Source organism: Pseudomonas sp. MM213 (assembly GCF_020423045.1).
Taxonomy (GTDB): domain Bacteria; phylum Pseudomonadota; class Gammaproteobacteria; order Pseudomonadales; family Pseudomonadaceae; genus Aquipseudomonas; species Aquipseudomonas migulae.
Genome location: NZ_CP081943.1, coordinates 6,711,950 through 6,726,791 on the forward strand (window position 1 = coordinate 6,711,950; position 14,842 = coordinate 6,726,791).

At 55.2% G+C, this 14,842-nt stretch carries 12 protein-coding genes and 1 other RNA gene; 8 read left to right on the forward strand and 5 right to left on the reverse strand.

Features of this window, described 5'->3' with window-relative positions:
- Positions 1 to 203: 203 nt before the first annotated feature.
- Both K5R88_RS30520 and K5R88_RS30525 read right to left on the reverse strand, forming a co-directional pair.
- Entirely contained in the window at positions 204 to 782 is a 579-nt protein-coding gene (locus K5R88_RS30520) for a recombinase family protein (RefSeq protein WP_150631645.1), read from the reverse strand.
- A gap of 163 nt (positions 783 to 945) precedes the next feature.
- A complete protein-coding gene (locus tag K5R88_RS30525) occupies positions 946 to 1,173 on the reverse strand; it encodes a hypothetical protein (protein WP_226298889.1) in 228 nt (75 codons plus the stop codon).
- A 250-nt stretch (positions 1,174 to 1,423) separates the two neighbouring features.
- On the opposite strand from K5R88_RS30525, the gene K5R88_RS30530 reads away from it, so the two are divergent.
- Entirely contained in the window at positions 1,424 to 2,518 is a 1,095-nt protein-coding gene (locus K5R88_RS30530; RefSeq protein WP_226298890.1) for a HEPN domain-containing protein, read from the forward strand.
- A 1,501-nt stretch (positions 2,519 to 4,019) separates the two neighbouring features.
- Entirely contained in the window at positions 4,020 to 5,759 is a 1,740-nt protein-coding gene (locus tag K5R88_RS30535) for a DUF262 domain-containing protein (RefSeq protein ID WP_226298891.1), read from the forward strand.
- 183 nt (positions 5,760 to 5,942) lie between these two features.
- Here the strand turns inward: K5R88_RS30535 and K5R88_RS30540 are convergent, their stop codons facing one another.
- Positions 5,943 to 6,326, reverse strand: coding sequence for a hypothetical protein (locus K5R88_RS30540; RefSeq protein WP_226298892.1), 384 nt, complete (start codon positions 6,324 to 6,326; stop codon positions 5,943 to 5,945).
- Between the two features lie 370 nt (positions 6,327 to 6,696).
- Between K5R88_RS30540 and ffs the strand changes: the two genes are divergently transcribed.
- Positions 6,697 to 6,793, forward strand: an RNA gene (gene ffs / locus K5R88_RS30545) — signal recognition particle sRNA small type.
- Positions 6,794 to 6,975: 182 nt separating this feature from the next.
- On the opposite strand, the gene K5R88_RS30550 is transcribed toward ffs, so the two are convergent.
- Positions 6,976 to 7,290, reverse strand: coding sequence for a helix-turn-helix domain-containing protein (locus K5R88_RS30550; protein WP_008028568.1), 315 nt, complete (start codon positions 7,288 to 7,290; stop codon positions 6,976 to 6,978).
- A 416-nt stretch (positions 7,291 to 7,706) separates the two neighbouring features.
- Between K5R88_RS30550 and K5R88_RS30555 the strand changes: the two genes are divergently transcribed.
- Complete coding sequence (locus K5R88_RS30555) at positions 7,707 to 9,407, forward strand: putative bifunctional diguanylate cyclase/phosphodiesterase (protein ID WP_226298893.1); 1,701 nt, start codon at positions 7,707 to 7,709, stop codon at positions 9,405 to 9,407.
- A gap of 17 nt (positions 9,408 to 9,424) precedes the next feature.
- On the opposite strand, the gene K5R88_RS30560 is transcribed toward K5R88_RS30555, so the two are convergent.
- On the reverse strand, positions 9,425 to 10,162 hold the full coding sequence (locus tag K5R88_RS30560; RefSeq protein WP_223434377.1) for a substrate-binding periplasmic protein: 738 nt from the start codon (positions 10,160 to 10,162) through the stop codon (positions 9,425 to 9,427).
- A gap of 144 nt (positions 10,163 to 10,306) precedes the next feature.
- Here K5R88_RS30560 and dnaX point away from each other — a divergent pair, with 144 nt between their 5' ends.
- The 4 genes from dnaX (at position 10,307) to recR (ending at position 14,770) form a co-directional block, all read left to right on the forward strand.
- A complete protein-coding gene (dnaX, locus tag K5R88_RS30565) occupies positions 10,307 to 12,397 on the forward strand; it encodes a DNA polymerase III subunit gamma/tau (protein ID WP_226298894.1) in 2,091 nt (696 codons plus the stop codon).
- A 66-nt stretch (positions 12,398 to 12,463) separates the two neighbouring features.
- Entirely contained in the window at positions 12,464 to 12,802 is a 339-nt protein-coding gene (locus tag K5R88_RS30570) for a YbaB/EbfC family nucleoid-associated protein (RefSeq protein ID WP_008028561.1), read from the forward strand.
- A gap of 265 nt (positions 12,803 to 13,067) precedes the next feature.
- A complete protein-coding gene (locus K5R88_RS30575) occupies positions 13,068 to 14,102 on the forward strand; it encodes an NADP-dependent oxidoreductase (RefSeq protein WP_223452150.1) in 1,035 nt (344 codons plus the stop codon).
- 65 nt (positions 14,103 to 14,167) lie between these two features.
- Positions 14,168 to 14,770 carry a recombination mediator RecR gene (recR, locus tag K5R88_RS30580; RefSeq protein WP_008028557.1) on the forward strand — a complete coding sequence of 201 codons (603 nt, stop codon included), beginning with the start codon at positions 14,168 to 14,170 and terminating at the stop codon, positions 14,768 to 14,770.
- Positions 14,771 to 14,842 lie beyond the last annotated feature (72 nt).

Genomic DNA, 14,842 nt, shown 5'->3' on the forward strand with positions numbered 1-14,842 from the left:
ACGCCGGCTTGGTTGTACATAGACTGGCAGTAATGCCCTTCGGGGTGGCAACAGCCCTTGCTTATACAAGGATGGGCCGTAATTCCTGAGGGGCGCCTCTGGTTTCTCCTAGACTGGCCGTAATTATCTATCGCAGTCGGAGACAGTGCAGTTCAACGTTATTTGGGTCTTCGCCGCGAGTTTTCAGTGGTGCGGCGTCAGGGCTATGTTTCCTCGACGGCCTTGGTAGACGCGCATGCACGCTTGACCGCTGCGGTTGATATACCCCACTGCTTCGCCGTGTCCGCAATGCTTGCTTTGTTTTCTCGTCTCCAAGTTGCGACAGCGTAGTCGTCGATTTTTTTGACTGCCCCTAGTTTCTTGCCCTCTGCTTTGGCTCGCTCGATGCCCGCCATCTGCCGTGCCTTGATGTTCGAGCGCTCCAACTTCGCGACCGCTGCGAGCATGGCCAGCATCGCGTCTCCTATGGGCGTCGATAAGTCGAAGCCTTCGCGTATCGAGACCACCGCCACTCCTTTCTCTTTTAGCATCTCCACAGTAGTCAGTACGTCAATGGTGTCCCGACCCAGGCGGTCAATGGCCGCAACAACGACTGTGTCACCGTTCCTGACGTACTTGTACAGAGCTTCAAAGCCAGGCCGTTGCAGCGCCTTGGTCACTCCGCTAGTCGCCTCGTCGCTGAACCACTTCGCAATCGTGTAGAGCTTTGCTATGCCGTGGCGCTGCGCGTCGGTGGTTTGGTCGTCGGTGCTGACGCGGACATATGCGATGGTTGTGGTCATGGCGATGCAGTCCTGGCTCAATGTGTTGGCTCGGAATTCTATGGGGTGGATCAGTAAATTTCAACACATCTGAGCCGCCTGAAGGCCGCATCTTCTCGTTGGCTAATTCGTGGTCAAGACCTGGCTCGTGGGGTGTACTTACTGAGCCAAGCAGAGGAGCGGGTTATTCCTCGTCTTCGTCTTCGGTGCTATTAGCAGTTAGAGTGTTCTCATTCACGTAATCTTCGCAGCCGTCGTTGAATGAGGGTGAAGGAGTACTACAATCGGATGCGTCATCAATGTCATTTGCTTCCGCCCAATCGTATCCAGCGTCATACCCTTCTCCGGCGGAAGCGATGCTTGGAGCTGTAGTCAGCACTAACAATGCGATTGCGATAGGTTTCAGATTCACGGGTAGTTCTCCAAGGTCGATCGAGGAAGGAGGAAGGGCCATAGAATATTAAGTGCGCAATCTTCACAAGGTAAATAATGGGATGGGGGGCGGGGAGGGGGGGAAGAAATCCGCCTACATGTTTATCTAGAGTGTTCAGATTTTTCACGAAAAAATAGCCGGCTTAACGGTAGGCAGAGTGTGGCTTTTATTAAAATGTTTCTGAATAAAAGAATAATATTTTTTGTTTTCTAGTCACAAGGAAAAATAGATGTCTCTAAGGCCGGATGAAACTATTCAGAAAATTCTAATTTCTACAACAAGTAGATTTGTAGGTGAGTACGAAAGCGCTGATCTTCTAGTGACGCATGCTTGGGGAGGGTTTACTAGTCCGCTAGCGTCCATAAGATGGGAAGAAAATCCAGCTTCACGCAGCGCTTTTATCGTTTCATTTAGAACGCAGCCTTACGAGAAGGCAGCAGGCGTGATGGTTCCCGATTACTCGCCAGTTGGGGATGTAGTATGTTCATATCTCTCGGTTTTGTTCGGTAAAAGATTTGACTGTCATGGTCTCCTTGAAGGCTCAGGATTTTTTCACACGCCAGATTTAAACTTGTATAACGGGATTTGCAATCATCGGCTTTCATTTAACTCCCATCAGAGGCGGATGTGTTTTGGAGTTCCTTTGCGTCTGGAAAACATATCTGTCTTAAGTGCGCTCTTGTATAAGGGTGCAGTAGATGAAAAGTTGACTTCCATTGTGAGAACTGCATGCAAATTTTATCATCAGGCTCTCCAGAGCGCTGAACATGATCCTGAGATTGCATATTTGAACCTCATAACCGCTGGCGAAATAATGTCGAGTTGTTTTGAGTTTTCCGACGAGGAGATTTTGGACTCTGAAACCGTTAATATGTTGGAGGCTATACGGGTAGGTTTGACGGGAGGTGAAAAAATTGCAAGACACCTGCGTGGACGTATGCTTTCCGTCAAAAGAAGATTCGTACGTTCATTAGTTGGCTTGTTGGCCGATGATTTTTTTGATGGTGCGGAGTCTCCGCATGAATTTTCCCGCTTCAAGCCAGATGTGATTGAGTCGAATATTAAGTCGGCATATGACCTCCGAAGTCGGTACGTGCATACAGGTGTTGCATTCGGGCAGTGGATTAGAACTTCGGTTGGTGGGGGGGATGTGCAATTTGGAAAACCTGTTGAACCTGATAGGGACTACGCACGCATTTTGGAGAAGGCTCCAACCTTCCAAGGTCTTGAAAGGCTTATTCGCTACTGTCTTCTGCGGATGATTGAATCAAAAGGGTTGGCGGATTTCTCGAAGTTACCGTTTGGTTTGGAATCTGAGGAGTGATTTGGTCGCAGTAGGGTTCGTTAAAATTGAAGAACCGTATGAAGCTCCTCTGCAAGCAGGCCTGTCAGACAGGCCTAATAACCAAGCTGAATGACAGGCTTTTCAGGAGTTAGGCAGGCGGAGATGCTAAGTAAAGGCTACCGATGGCCGTGGCAAGGAAGTCAGCGTTCTTGTCCAGATGTGACAGACAATCCTGGACGTGGCCAGCGACCGCGTGAGAACCGCGTTCAGCCGCCCATTTGGATAGCTCCTCGACGGCAGCAGCTATGGCCAGTTGGTTTTCATTAAGAGTGCGCAAGATGTCGGGTAGTATGTGGTGGGAAGTAGTAATAGTGGGTTTCCATTCCAGTGGGTGGTCTGGGCAGGTTAGCTTATTGGGAAGGTACGTGCCCCCTCCTAGGAAAAGGGTACGGCAGTCCCTAACTAAAAGCAGTCACAGATTTTTGGGCTGAAAACAGTTGCGTCTCCTGCCCCTTGATACGCCCATTTAGAGGCTGTTTCGAAAATGAACCAACAAGAACTAGCTCAGCACCTTAAGCGCCAGATTATTTTTCTTCGTAACTCTGTAGCAGCATATGACCAAGGGTCCCATGAGGAGGCCCTCCGGATCGCTGTCGTCATCCGTGTGCTTTTCTACGACACGCGCAGTTGTACCTCTCTGCTCAAGCACATGGGCAGGAAAGACACTCTTCAGTTGGTGACCACTGCGAAAGACTTGCCACCCAATTTCCCACGCCCTCTGGAGTTTGGCGAGTTGCTGTCAGGTATGGTCTTTGGCGAGACAATCCACTACGCCCCTATATCTGCAGGCTCACCAACGCTCGCTTGCCCTGATTGGTGGAGTCAGCCCGTCCTTATTCGTGATGACGCGCCATACACCCGGGGAGATGTCGTTCGAGCTGCCGCTCACAAGGATGGCGGCGCTCACGTCGATGAGCCAGATGTACACCTTAAAGCCCTCCGAGAAGGTTTCTGGATGAAGGAGTGGAGGGACGCCCGTGGACTGAAGGTACGTGAGTCTATAGGGGACACTCACTTCAGGATGTTGCGTCGGTTTGCCGACGAGCTACTTCATAGCCCTAATCTACTCGCCTTGATAACGTGACTGAAAGCCCGACCAACACTCCAGTTGGGCGGGAGTAGATGCATAGCACCCCAAGTAAATAATCTTCGCTAGGCAAGTTGCTAAAACAGGTGTGAGGGGAAGCGTATTTGTCACCTTACTTTCATAGTGTGTTTATCATTTTTGCCTAAAAGTAACCCGTATCAGATATGGGTTGCTATGCTTATTATTCTATTAGATGTTGGTAGTGACTTGTGATGTTACGTTGCGGGTAGCAAATAAATTTACAGTTATGGTGTGCAGTCCTAGCTGTTAGGTGGGTTCACGTATTTTCGGTGCTGGCTGGTAACGCGATTTTGCTTGCGTGCATCCTTGAGAGTTGGGTATTGTCTGGCCCATTGGGTCGGTCAAAATTAATTTTCTAGATAAGGATTTTTTATGTCGGAGTGGATAACAGACAGTCAGGATGAACAAAATTTTGAAGGCCTTTTGCGAGATGCGGATCAAATTCATATTCCGATATTTCAACGCAGTTATGTTTGGAGGCAGAAGCAACTTTCTGAGTTGCTGGCTGACATAGATCAAGTTAGATCTGAAGTCGAGGAAACTCAGTTCATGGGGGCGATCGTCGCTTATGAGAAGCCACGCAGCGGGAATACAGTTGGTCGTATGCGTGCTTTAGAGATAGTTGATGGGCAGCAACGTATACTGACTTTATATATTTTTGTGATGGCGGTAGTAGAGTGTATTGCTCCGATTGATAAGGAGGAAGCTCTTGAGCTGGTGCGAGAGTACCTCCTCCTGGCTCCTCGACGAGGCCTCGATATCAATACACGAGTTGTTCCTGCCTTTGCTGATCGAAGTCAATTTCGAATTATTTGGGATCGGATCAATAGCCCCTCTGTTTTACAGAGCGAATTATCGGAAATGCAACTACATTTGCCACCTCCGAGTGGTGAGGCAGATGGTGATCTTGTAACTCAGTACTACCGAATACTTAGGCATCTGAGAGCTGAATCGCATGCGGACCTCGATGAGGCCGGAAATTTTCTACGTGAGACGGTTGCTGTCGTCACTCGCCATCTCTCGTTTGTACACCTTAAACTCACTGATGCTTCGGCAGCGACAAAGATTTTCGAAAGGCTAAATTTTAGAGGTGTTAAAGTTGGAGTCGTGGACTTAGTTAGGAATGAAATATTTGCAAGCTTAGCAGATAATCAAATTAAGGCGCAGCGCATTTTTGATCATGTGTGGAGACCCTTTGAAGAGGCATTTGTTGGTAGGGCTGAGTATTTCTTTTTTCCCTATTGCCTAATTCAAGATAGTAATACAAGAAAGTCGGAGCTTTTTATGCAGCTTAGGGCTTCTTGGAAGGGACTGACTCCCGAGCAGATGATTAAGGATATGAAGCCCCTTCAAGGTCCGTTTTTAGCGATTGACCAGACAGGGCATCAGCCAGGGAGCAAAGAGATTTCCAAACGCCTTGAGCGCTTGGTGAGATTGCGTCGTCCTGCTTCAATATACCCGTATGTTATGTCTATGCTACTTGCATTCGAGGACGCTTCTATAACTGAGAAAACGGTCGTAGATCTGCTCGATGCATTAGAGTCTTTTCTAGTAAGGCGAGCTATAGTAGGGTTAGAGCCAACGGGGCTGCATGCCGTATTCAAAGGTCTCTGGTTGCAGATGAAGAAACATACCGTTAGTGAGTTTAAGCGGCAGATTAAAATTAGGCCTACTGTACAGTGGCCGAATGATGCGGATGTAAGGGGTGCGGTTGAGAAGCGAGCGCTCGGTCGGGCGAATATCTGTAGCTATCTTTTAGTTGAATACGATCGTGATATGAAAGGAGACAATCCGCCGTTGTCACCTACCATTGAGCATGTTTTACCCCAGACCCTGAGTGAAGATTCTGAATGGGCGAATCTTTTTACCAAAGAACAGCATAAGCAGATGAAGGATCTATTGGCGAATGTCGTACCGCTGTCCTCACCGCTTAACTCCTCTCTTCAGGATTCACCGTACTCCGTTAAAAAGACTAGATATAAAAAAGAGTCGATGTTTACCACCCCTAGGGATTTAGCTAGTAAGTGGTCAAGTTGGGGGCCGAAGTCTATCGAGCAACGGTCTAAAATTTTGGCCGAATGGGCAGTGTTCCGTTGGTCGCAGTCGTTGTAACGTATTATGGAGGAAGAGAAATTATCTAGCAGAGGTTTTATCCCTGTCGTAGACGCGAAACTTCGTCCGAAGACAACTACTTGTTGTCGAAACCATCAAGCCGCCTCCTAAAAATAAAATGAGGCTTTAGGTAACGAGTGCCCGGCGGCGAGCTGGGCATCTCAACCTTGTGGGTGTCGCAACTCAGCCTTTAACTGTGTTGAAACCGCCATAGGTTTTGTTTGCTGGGGCGGGTGACTTCCACCCGGTTCGCCACAGATTACGATTCGCGGTGGCATTTCCGTCATGCTTGTACTTTTGCTCCGCTCCTTTGGCCATCAGGTGAGCTGGCAGTACGATTAAGCCGGTCTTGAGATACTCGACCAGTAATGCCCTCGCCTGAGAAATTACCTTCTGCCTTTTCACGTTACCATTTCTTGCTGCAGTGGTTGCTGATCCATTCATTTGCATGCCCTTATGCCTGCATAGCTTGAACAGGAGGCGGTGGGCGTTTTCGGAGCCGGTGATCCGAACTCCGGCAACAGTTAGCTCATCGATCACTGCTTGAAAGGGATGTTGTCCGCTCACATCGATTTTCCTTATGGTTGATTCAGATAACGAGTTTCATGCGACCCAAAGTGGCCGCATTCGATTGCCTGTGTAACCCAACCATTGGTATCTATAAAACGAAAAAAAATAATGCCGGAACCGGATATATTTCCTGGTTGTAATAGGATTTTATTTCAATGCCGAACGGTCTAGGTCCTAGACTCTTATGGTACAAAAGTGGGGCATAAGAGTGGTACAGGCGGTTGCCAAGCGCACACCTTGCTGATTTACAATACCGTCAACAATCATGTCCGCGTCAGGGGTGTGAAGAACCAAGAATAAATGCGGCCTTGCTTTTGTCTTTGATTTATAAAGCCTTTTAGACAGGTGAGCGTCGTTATGGTGACCCCATCGGTCCCCCCGCAACGATTACCCGTGAACCTGGTCAGATCCGGAAGGAAGCAGCCACAGCGGGAACATTGTGTGCCGGGGTGTGGCTGGTGGGGTTGCCTCCATAACGCACCGCGAGCCTTCTCTCGCGTTTTTCATCAAAAAATACCGTCTTGTTGCTCTGCCATGGATTTCGTCCAGGGCGGATTTTTCGTCGTTTCCGTTTTGAAAACAGGCGCAAAAAAGGAGGCCGACCTGTCGAATCACGACAAGTCGGCCTCCTTTTTCATTTCTGCCACTAAGGCTTGGACATGGCCTGGTCAACCGCTGCAATCAGCTTTCCCAGATCCTTCGGGGTGGCTTTGTGGATGACTCCGAACAGGTACGCCCGCTGTTCATCCTCATCGCCCAAATCTGCGAAGAAGGCTTTCAGTTTCACCCCCAGCACGCCGGCAAGCAGGAACAGGGCTTCCACGCTGGGGGTGTAGGTGCCGGTTTCAAAACGGCTGATGGTTTTCGGGTCAAAACCGGTTTTTTCGCCGAGTTCAGCCTGAGTAAGCCCCGCGACCTTGCGGTAACGCCGAATGGCTGAACCCAAACTTGAAATTTGCATCGCTCAATTCCCATTTAGAATCAAGAACTTAACGATAGATTTTTGCATTAGACAACTGCATGATCCATCACCTTGCTTTGCAAAATGTGATGCATTTCGTAGAATTGCCTCCTCCAAAGGGTATTTTGTGACCTGTTTGCGTAAGTTTGGCTGATGCGAAAGAGCCAGTACGGTGCTCCCTTGAACAATATGTGGAGTGCCGAAGCCTCCCTGAAGCCTTGCAAAATGTTATCGAAATCGTTGTTGCTGCCCTTTGTCCGGGTCTTTGAGCCTAGTTGATCTTCGGCGGCCAAAGGGCCATCAATCGCTGTTCCTGGAGTGATCACGTGGCTCTGCGCAGTACGAATCAAAACATCTCTTCCGGGCATTTTGCGCTGGTCGAGCGGTACCACCGCTAGCGACAGTGAGCCTGACTCATGGATGAGAAATACCGCAGGGCCGTGGACGCCGCCGCAATTTTTTCCGAGACCGATCTGACCGGCCGGATTACCTACGTCAACGATCAGTTCTGCGCCGTCTCCGGTTACAGCCGCGAAGAACTGCTCGGGCAGAACCATCGCCTGCTCAATTCCGGCCTGCACTCTGCTGATTTCTTCGCCGGCATGTGGCGCACCATTGCGCTGGGCAATGTCTGGAAGGGCGAGATCTGCAATCGCGCCAAGAATGGCAGTCTGTATTGGGTCGAAAGTACGCTGGTGCCGCTGCTGGATGACGCCACCGGGCGGATTCATCGTTATCTGGCGATCCGTTTCGACATCAGCGAAAAACGCCAACTGCTGCATTCCCTGCAATGGCGGGTCGGCCATGACGTGCTGACCGGGCTGCCCAATCGCGCGTTTCTCTCGGACCTGCTGGATCAGGCGCTGGCGTTCTCGCGTGAGGAAAACATCCCGCTGGCGGTGTGCATGCTCGACCTCGACGGCTTCAAGGCGGTCAACGACGGCTACGGGCATGCCAGTGGCGATCTGTTGCTGGTGGAGGTGGCCAAGCGTTTGCGCGACATTGTTCGCGGCGAGGATGTGGTGGCGCGGCTGGCCGGTGACGAGTTCGTGCTGGTGTTGCGCTATGTGCGTGATGTGCCGGAGCTGCGCGCGGCGCTGAACCGTGTGCTGGGTGCGATTTCGGCGCCGTACCAGCTGCGGGGCAAGACCCTGAATGTATTTGCCAGCATCGGCGTCACCCTGTTCCCCGATGACAATCAAGATGCCGAAACCTTGCTGCGTCACGCCGATCAGGCGATGTACGTGGCCAAGCAGAGCGGGCGCAATCGCTTTCATTTATTCGACGTGTTCCGGGATCGAGAGGTCAAGGCCACTCACCAGACCGTCGAACGGGTTCGGCAGGCGTTGGCCGCCGGCGAGCTGCGTGTGCATTTCCAGCCGAAGGTGAACATGCGTCGCGGTGTCGTCGTCGGCTTCGAGGCGCTCTTGCGCTGGGAGCATCCACAAAATGGCATGGTGCCGGCCCGAGAGTTTTTGCCGATGGTGGAGGAGACGGACCTGATCATCGATATCGGTGAATGGGTGATGGATCAGGTGTTGATGCAGTTGGACCGTTGGCAGCAGGCGGGGCAGGGCTGGCCGATCAGCGTCAACATCGCCGCCCGGCATTTCCAGCGAGCGGATTTCGTCGACCGGCTCAGGCAGGTGCTCGCCCGGCATGCCCGGGTCGCGCCGCAGATGCTGGATCTGGAAATCGTCGAGTCGGTGGCGATAGAAAACATCCAGCATGTCAGCGCCTGCCTGCAGGCCTGTCAGGCGCTCGGCGTGCAGTTTTCATTGGGCGACTTCGGCACCGGTTATTCGTCCTTGAACTACCTCAAGCGCTTGCGCACCCAGACCATCAAGATCGACAAGTCGTTTATCCGCGACATTCTGCATGATCGCGACGACTTGGCCCTCACCACCGCAGTGATTGGCCTGGCCCGCGCGTTTGGCCGACAAGTGATCGCCGAAGGGCTGGAAAGTATCGAGCACGGCGAACTGTTGATGCAGTTGGGGTGCGACGTTGCCCAAGGTTACTTCATCGCCCGGCCGATGCCGGCGGTTGATGTGCCGGGCTGGGTCGAAGGTTTTGTCGCGCCGGCGCAATGGCGAGCGCTCGATCAAACAGTCTGAGACTCGCTCTCGCAGGTTCAGGGTTTGCCGACATAAAGCCGGATAATGTCATCGATCTCCCCGGACATTTTCATCCTCAGCAACGTGCGCAGGATGCGTTGCACGGGCACTTTCGGGTCATTGCGCACGTAACAACCGACACTCTGCACTTGCAGCACCGCCACGCCTTGCAGTTGCTGCTCAGGTAGCAGGCGCTGATTGAACCAGTCCAGCGTCCATTGGTTGCTCACGGCATAGCGGTAGCGTCCGGCCATGAGTTTTTCCAGGACCTGTTCCTGATTGCGCGCGTCCTCGCGAAGCAGGCGCCCGGCATCGAACAGCGGTTGCAGGGTGGGGTAACTGTAGCCGAGCACCGTGCCGATGGATTGTTGCGGCAAATTCGCCGGATCGATTGAGGCCTGCAACTCGTGCCGGCTGATCAGCACGTCCGGCTGGGTCCAGAGCGGAATGCTCCAGATGTAGTCCCCGGACTGGTTTGGCGACCACGTTTGCGCGGCGTAGCAGCGGACATCGATCTCGCCGTGCTCCATGGCATTTTGCACCCGGGCCCGCGGCAGTACGTGAAACTCGGCCGGAACGCCAACCTGGGTCGCGAGGCTGACCATCACGTCATGCAGGATGCCCTGGGTCGGCTGGCCTTGATAAAGCTGCACCATCGGCATCGCCCAACTGTCGGGCACCACGAAGCGCAGCGGCGCGTTGGCAGCCATGACGTTCAGACTCATCAACAGCAGTGCCCCCAAGGCCAGCCGCATAAACGCTCCGCTATCGATGAAAATCGAGCCGATAAAAATCACCGCAAGTGCAGCTTAGCCAGATTAGACGAGCGCGCCGGATGCAATTTTGGCCTTGCTCCGCTAGCATTAGCCGCTTCTGCTTCCCAGTGGCGATGGTTTTCGATGAGTTATCAGGTTCTTGCACGTAAATGGCGTCCGCGCTCGTTCCGCGAAATGGTCGGCCAGACCCATGTGCTCAAGGCTCTGATCAATGCCTTGGACAGCCAGCGGCTGCACCACGCTTACCTCTTTACGGGCACGCGCGGGGTCGGCAAGACCACCATCGCGCGGATCATCGCCAAATGCCTGAACTGTGAAACGGGTATCACTTCGACGCCGTGTGGCGAGTGTTCGGTGTGCCGCGAGATCGATGAAGGCCGTTTCGTCGACCTGATCGAGATCGACGCCGCGAGCCGGACCAAGGTCGAGGACACCCGCGAGCTGCTCGACAACGTGCAGTACGCCCCGAGCCGCGGGCGCTTCAAGGTCTACCTGATCGACGAAGTGCACATGCTCTCCAGCCATTCCTTTAATGCGCTGTTGAAAACCCTCGAAGAGCCGCCGCCCTACGTCAAGTTCATCCTGGCGACCACCGACCCGCAGAAACTTCCTGCAACGATTCTTTCGCGGTGCCTGCAGTTCTCGCTGAAGAACATGACCCCTGAACGGGTGGTCGAGCATTTGACCCACGTGCTGGGCGTCGAAAACGTACCGTTCGAAGACGACGCGCTGTGGCTGCTGGGCCGCGCCGCCGACGGTTCGATGCGCGATGCCATGAGCCTGACCGATCAGGCGATTGCCTTCGGTGAAGGTCGGGTCATGGCCGCCGATGTACGGGCGATGCTCGGCACGCTCGATCACGGTCAGGTCTATGACGTTCTGCACTCGCTGATCGAAGGCGACGCCAAGGCGTTGCTCGAGGCCGTCCGCCATCTGGCGGAACAAGGCCCGGACTGGAACGGTGTGCTCTCGGAAATTCTCAACGTGCTGCACCGTGTCGCCATCGCCCAGGCCTTGCCTGAAGGCGTCGACAACGGTCACGGCGACCGTGATCGGGTGCTGGCGCTGGCCCAGGCCTTGCCGGCCGAAGACGTGCAGTTTTATTACCAGATGGGCCTGATCGGCCGCCGCGATTTACCGCTGGCGCCGGACCCGCGCGGCGGCTTCGAAATGGTCTTGCTGCGGATGCTCGCGTTCCGCCCGGCAGACACCGCGGATGCGCCGAGGCAACCGCTAAAGCCAGTGGGGATCAGCCAGGCCACAGTTGATTCCGCAAACTCAGTGGCTGCCGCGCCGGTTGTTGCGCCGGTAGTCGCTGCGGCAGTTGCACCGGTTGTTGCCGCGCCGGTCGCGCCGGTGGTTGCTCCCGAGCCTGAGCCGGTTGCGGCCGTTGTCGTGCCGGAACCGGTCATCGTGCCGGAGCCCGTTGTTGCGCCGGTAGCGGTCGAAGCCGTCGTCGATCTGCCGTGGAATGATCCGGTCGAACCCGAAGTCGTCCAGCAGCCAGCCGTCGAGCCGGTGCTGGAAACCGCCGCTGAACAACCCGAATTGCCCCCGATGCCGTTGCCGACGCCTGACAGCGTTGTGCCAGACGCGCCGGAATGGGCCGCTGCGCCGATCCCGGAACCTTCCGTGGCCGACGTCGACGCCGCGACACGGGGCATCGACCCCGACGACGAGCCGCCGCTGGACGAGGACTACATCGAACCGGACATGGATTCGGCGTACAGCTACCTCGACGAACTGGCGAGTGAACATGCCGCCGAGCCCGCGCCGGAACCCGAACCTGAGCCGGCCGCGATGCCCGCCACCGGTCTGGCCCTGCAATGGCTGGAACTGTTCCCGAAACTGCCGATTTCCGGCATGACCGGCAGCATCGCCGCCAACTGCACGCTGATCTCCGTGGAAGGTGACCACTGGCTGATGCACCTGGACCCGGCCCATAGCGCCTTGTTCAACGCGACCCAGCAACGTCGTCTCAACGATGCGCTGAACCAGTTTCACGGGCGCACGCTGACCCTGTGCATGGAGCTGATCAAGCCCGAGCAGGAGACCCCGGCCCAGGCCGCATCCCGGCGCCGTGCCAACCGTCAGCGCGAAGCGGAAGAGTCGATTCACGGTGATCCGTTCATCCAGCAAATGATGCAGCAGTTCGGTGCGGTGGTCCGTAACGATACTATTGAACCTGTCGAAGCCCTGGTCAGTCAGGGCTAATAACTGAAGGCGTTCGGCCGAAAGGGCCGGGCGCTGTTTTTATCCAAGTACTTTGAGGTGATTCCCATGATGAAAGGTGGCATGGCCGGCCTGATGAAGCAGGCGCAGCAGATGCAGGAAAAAATGGCCAAGATGCAGGAAGAGCTGGCCAACGCCGAAGTCACCGGCAAGGCGGGTGGCGATATGGTCACCGTGGTGATGACCGGTCGTCACGACGTCAAGCGCGTGACCATCGATCCGAGCCTGGTCGAAGGCCTGAGTGAAGACGACAAAGAGATGCTGGAGGCCGTATTCGCCGCCGCCGTCAACGACGCCGTGCGCAAGATCGAAGCCAACAGCCAGGACAAAATGTCCGGCATGACCGCTGGCATGCAACTGCCACCGGGGATGAAGCTGCCGTTCTGATTCGCCAAAGCGCGTCGGATGAGCTACAAAAAAATGCCAGGCATTGCGCCTGGCATTTTTGTTTCTGTCTGTTGGTCATGCGGCGCCTGATACGCTGCCTTCGCGGGCAAGCCTCGCTCCTACAAGTGCTATGCAATACCTGTAGGAGCGAGGCTTGCCCGCGAAGAGGTCGACTCGGTCTCAAGGTAGAAACATCGAACACCCGACCGCCACAAAGGTCTGCTTCCCTATACCGCCAAATTCATCGATCAAAGGAGACGCTCACATGCCACAAGCATTGACCCTCAACCAACGTATCGTCCTGGCGTCCCGCCCGGTGGGCGCACCGACGCCGGAGAATTTTCGCCTGGAGCGGGAAGCACTGCCGGACCTGGCGGATGGCCAGATATTGCTCAAAACCCTGTACCTGTCGCTGGATCCCTACATGCGCGGCCGCATGAGTGACGCGCCGTCCTACGCGGCGCCGGTGGCAATCGACGAAGTGATGACCGGTGGCGCCGTCAGCCGTGTCGAGCGCTCGCTGAATCCGAAATTTCAGCAAGGTGACCTGGTCGTTGGCGCTACCGGATGGCAGAGCCACAGCATCAGCGACGGTCGCAATATCATTCCGGTGCCGTCCGGGCTGCCGAGCCCGTCGATGGCGCTGGGTGTGCTCGGCATGCCGGGCATGACTGCCTACATGGGCTTGATGGACATCGGCCAGCCAGCCTCCGGAGAAACCCTTGTGGTCGCGGCGGCGTCCGGTGCGGTGGGCTCAGTGGTCGGGCAAGTGGCGAAGATCAAAGGCCTGCGTGTGGTCGGGGTGGCCGGTGGCGCGGACAAGTGCCGCTATGTGGTGGATGAGTTGGGTTTCGACGCCTGCATCGACCACAAGAGTCCCGACTTCGCCGGTGAGCTGGCTCAGGCGTGTCCCCAGGGCATCGACATTTATTACGAGAACGTCGGCGGCAAGGTATTCGACGCGGTGGTGCCGTTGCTCAACCCCAAGGCGCGGATTCCACTGTGCGGCCTGATCGCTTCCTACAACGCCAGCGAGGCGCCGACCGGTCCGGATCGCCTGCCACAGTTGCAGCGCACCTTGCTGACCAAGCGCGTGCGGATTCAGGGCTTCATCGTGTTCGACGACTACGGTGATCGTCAGCCGGAATTCGTCAGCGCCATGGCGCCGTGGGTGCGCGACGGCAAGGTGAAATTCCGCGAAGATGTGGTCGAGGGTCTTGAGAATGCACCCGAGGCGTTCATCGGCCTGCTGGAGGGACGCAACTTCGGCAAACTGGTGGTGCGCGTCGCGCAGGACTGAGTATTTGACGCTAAAGAGAGGCGCGGGTATAAACCGCGTCTCGTTGTTTTGTCGGACGTTTCCCCATGAGCTTCAGCCCTTTGATTCGCCAACTGATCGATGCCCTGCGAATTTTGCCAGGTGTGGGTCAGAAAACTGCCCAACGCATGGCGTTGCAGCTGCTCGAGCGTGATCGCAGCGGTGGCTCGCGACTGGCCCTGGCACTCAGCCAGGCGATGGAAGGGGTGGGGCATTGCCGGTTGTGCCGCACGCTGACCGAAGACGACTTGTGCCCGCAATGCGCCGATAACCGCCGCGACGACACCTTGCTGTGCGTGGTGGAAGGGCCGATGGACGTCTACGCGGTGGAACAGACCGGTTTCCGCGGTCGTTACTTCGTGCTCAAGGGCCACCTGTCGCCGCTCGACGGGCTGGGGCCGGAAGCCATCGGGATTCCGCAATTGATGGCGCGGATCGAAGAGGCAGGCACTTTTACCGAAGTCATTCTTGCGACCAACCCGACGGTCGAGGGTGAAGCCACGGCGCACTACATCGCCCAGTTGCTCAGCAACAAAGGCCTGATCGCCTCGCGCATTGCCCACGGCGTGCCGTTGGGTGGCGAGCTGGAACTGGTGGATGGCGGGACGTTGGCGCATTCGTTTGCGGGGCGTAAGCCGATTGCTTTGTAGTTTTCGGTGTTTGGGCTGACGCCTTCGCGGGCAAGCCTCGCTCCTACAGGGAAATGTGATCCCCTGTAGGAG

What these genes read in the sequence shown, in the direction of transcription:
- K5R88_RS30555 (WP_226298893.1), top strand. Translation starts at nt 7,707, where the DNA reads ATGGATGAGAAATACCGCAGGGCCGTGGACGCCGCCGCAATTTTTTCC.
- dnaX (WP_226298894.1), top strand. Translation starts at nt 10,307, where the DNA reads ATGAGTTATCAGGTTCTTGCACGTAAATGGCGTCCGCGCTCGTTCCGC.
- recR (WP_008028557.1), top strand. Translation starts at nt 14,168, where the DNA reads ATGAGCTTCAGCCCTTTGATTCGCCAACTGATCGATGCCCTGCGAATT.
- K5R88_RS30560 (WP_223434377.1), bottom strand. Translation starts at nt 10,162, where the DNA reads ATGCGGCTGGCCTTGGGGGCACTGCTGTTGATGAGTCTGAACGTCATG.
- K5R88_RS30535 (WP_226298891.1), top strand. Translation starts at nt 4,020, where the DNA reads ATGTCGGAGTGGATAACAGACAGTCAGGATGAACAAAATTTTGAAGGC.
- K5R88_RS30550 (WP_008028568.1), bottom strand. Translation starts at nt 7,290, where the DNA reads ATGCAAATTTCAAGTTTGGGTTCAGCCATTCGGCGTTACCGCAAGGTC.
- K5R88_RS30520 (WP_150631645.1), bottom strand. Translation starts at nt 782, where the DNA reads ATGACCACAACCATCGCATATGTCCGCGTCAGCACCGACGACCAAACC.
- K5R88_RS30530 (WP_226298890.1), top strand. Translation starts at nt 1,424, where the DNA reads ATGTCTCTAAGGCCGGATGAAACTATTCAGAAAATTCTAATTTCTACA.
- K5R88_RS30570 (WP_008028561.1), top strand. Translation starts at nt 12,464, where the DNA reads ATGATGAAAGGTGGCATGGCCGGCCTGATGAAGCAGGCGCAGCAGATG.
- K5R88_RS30575 (WP_223452150.1), top strand. Translation starts at nt 13,068, where the DNA reads ATGCCACAAGCATTGACCCTCAACCAACGTATCGTCCTGGCGTCCCGC.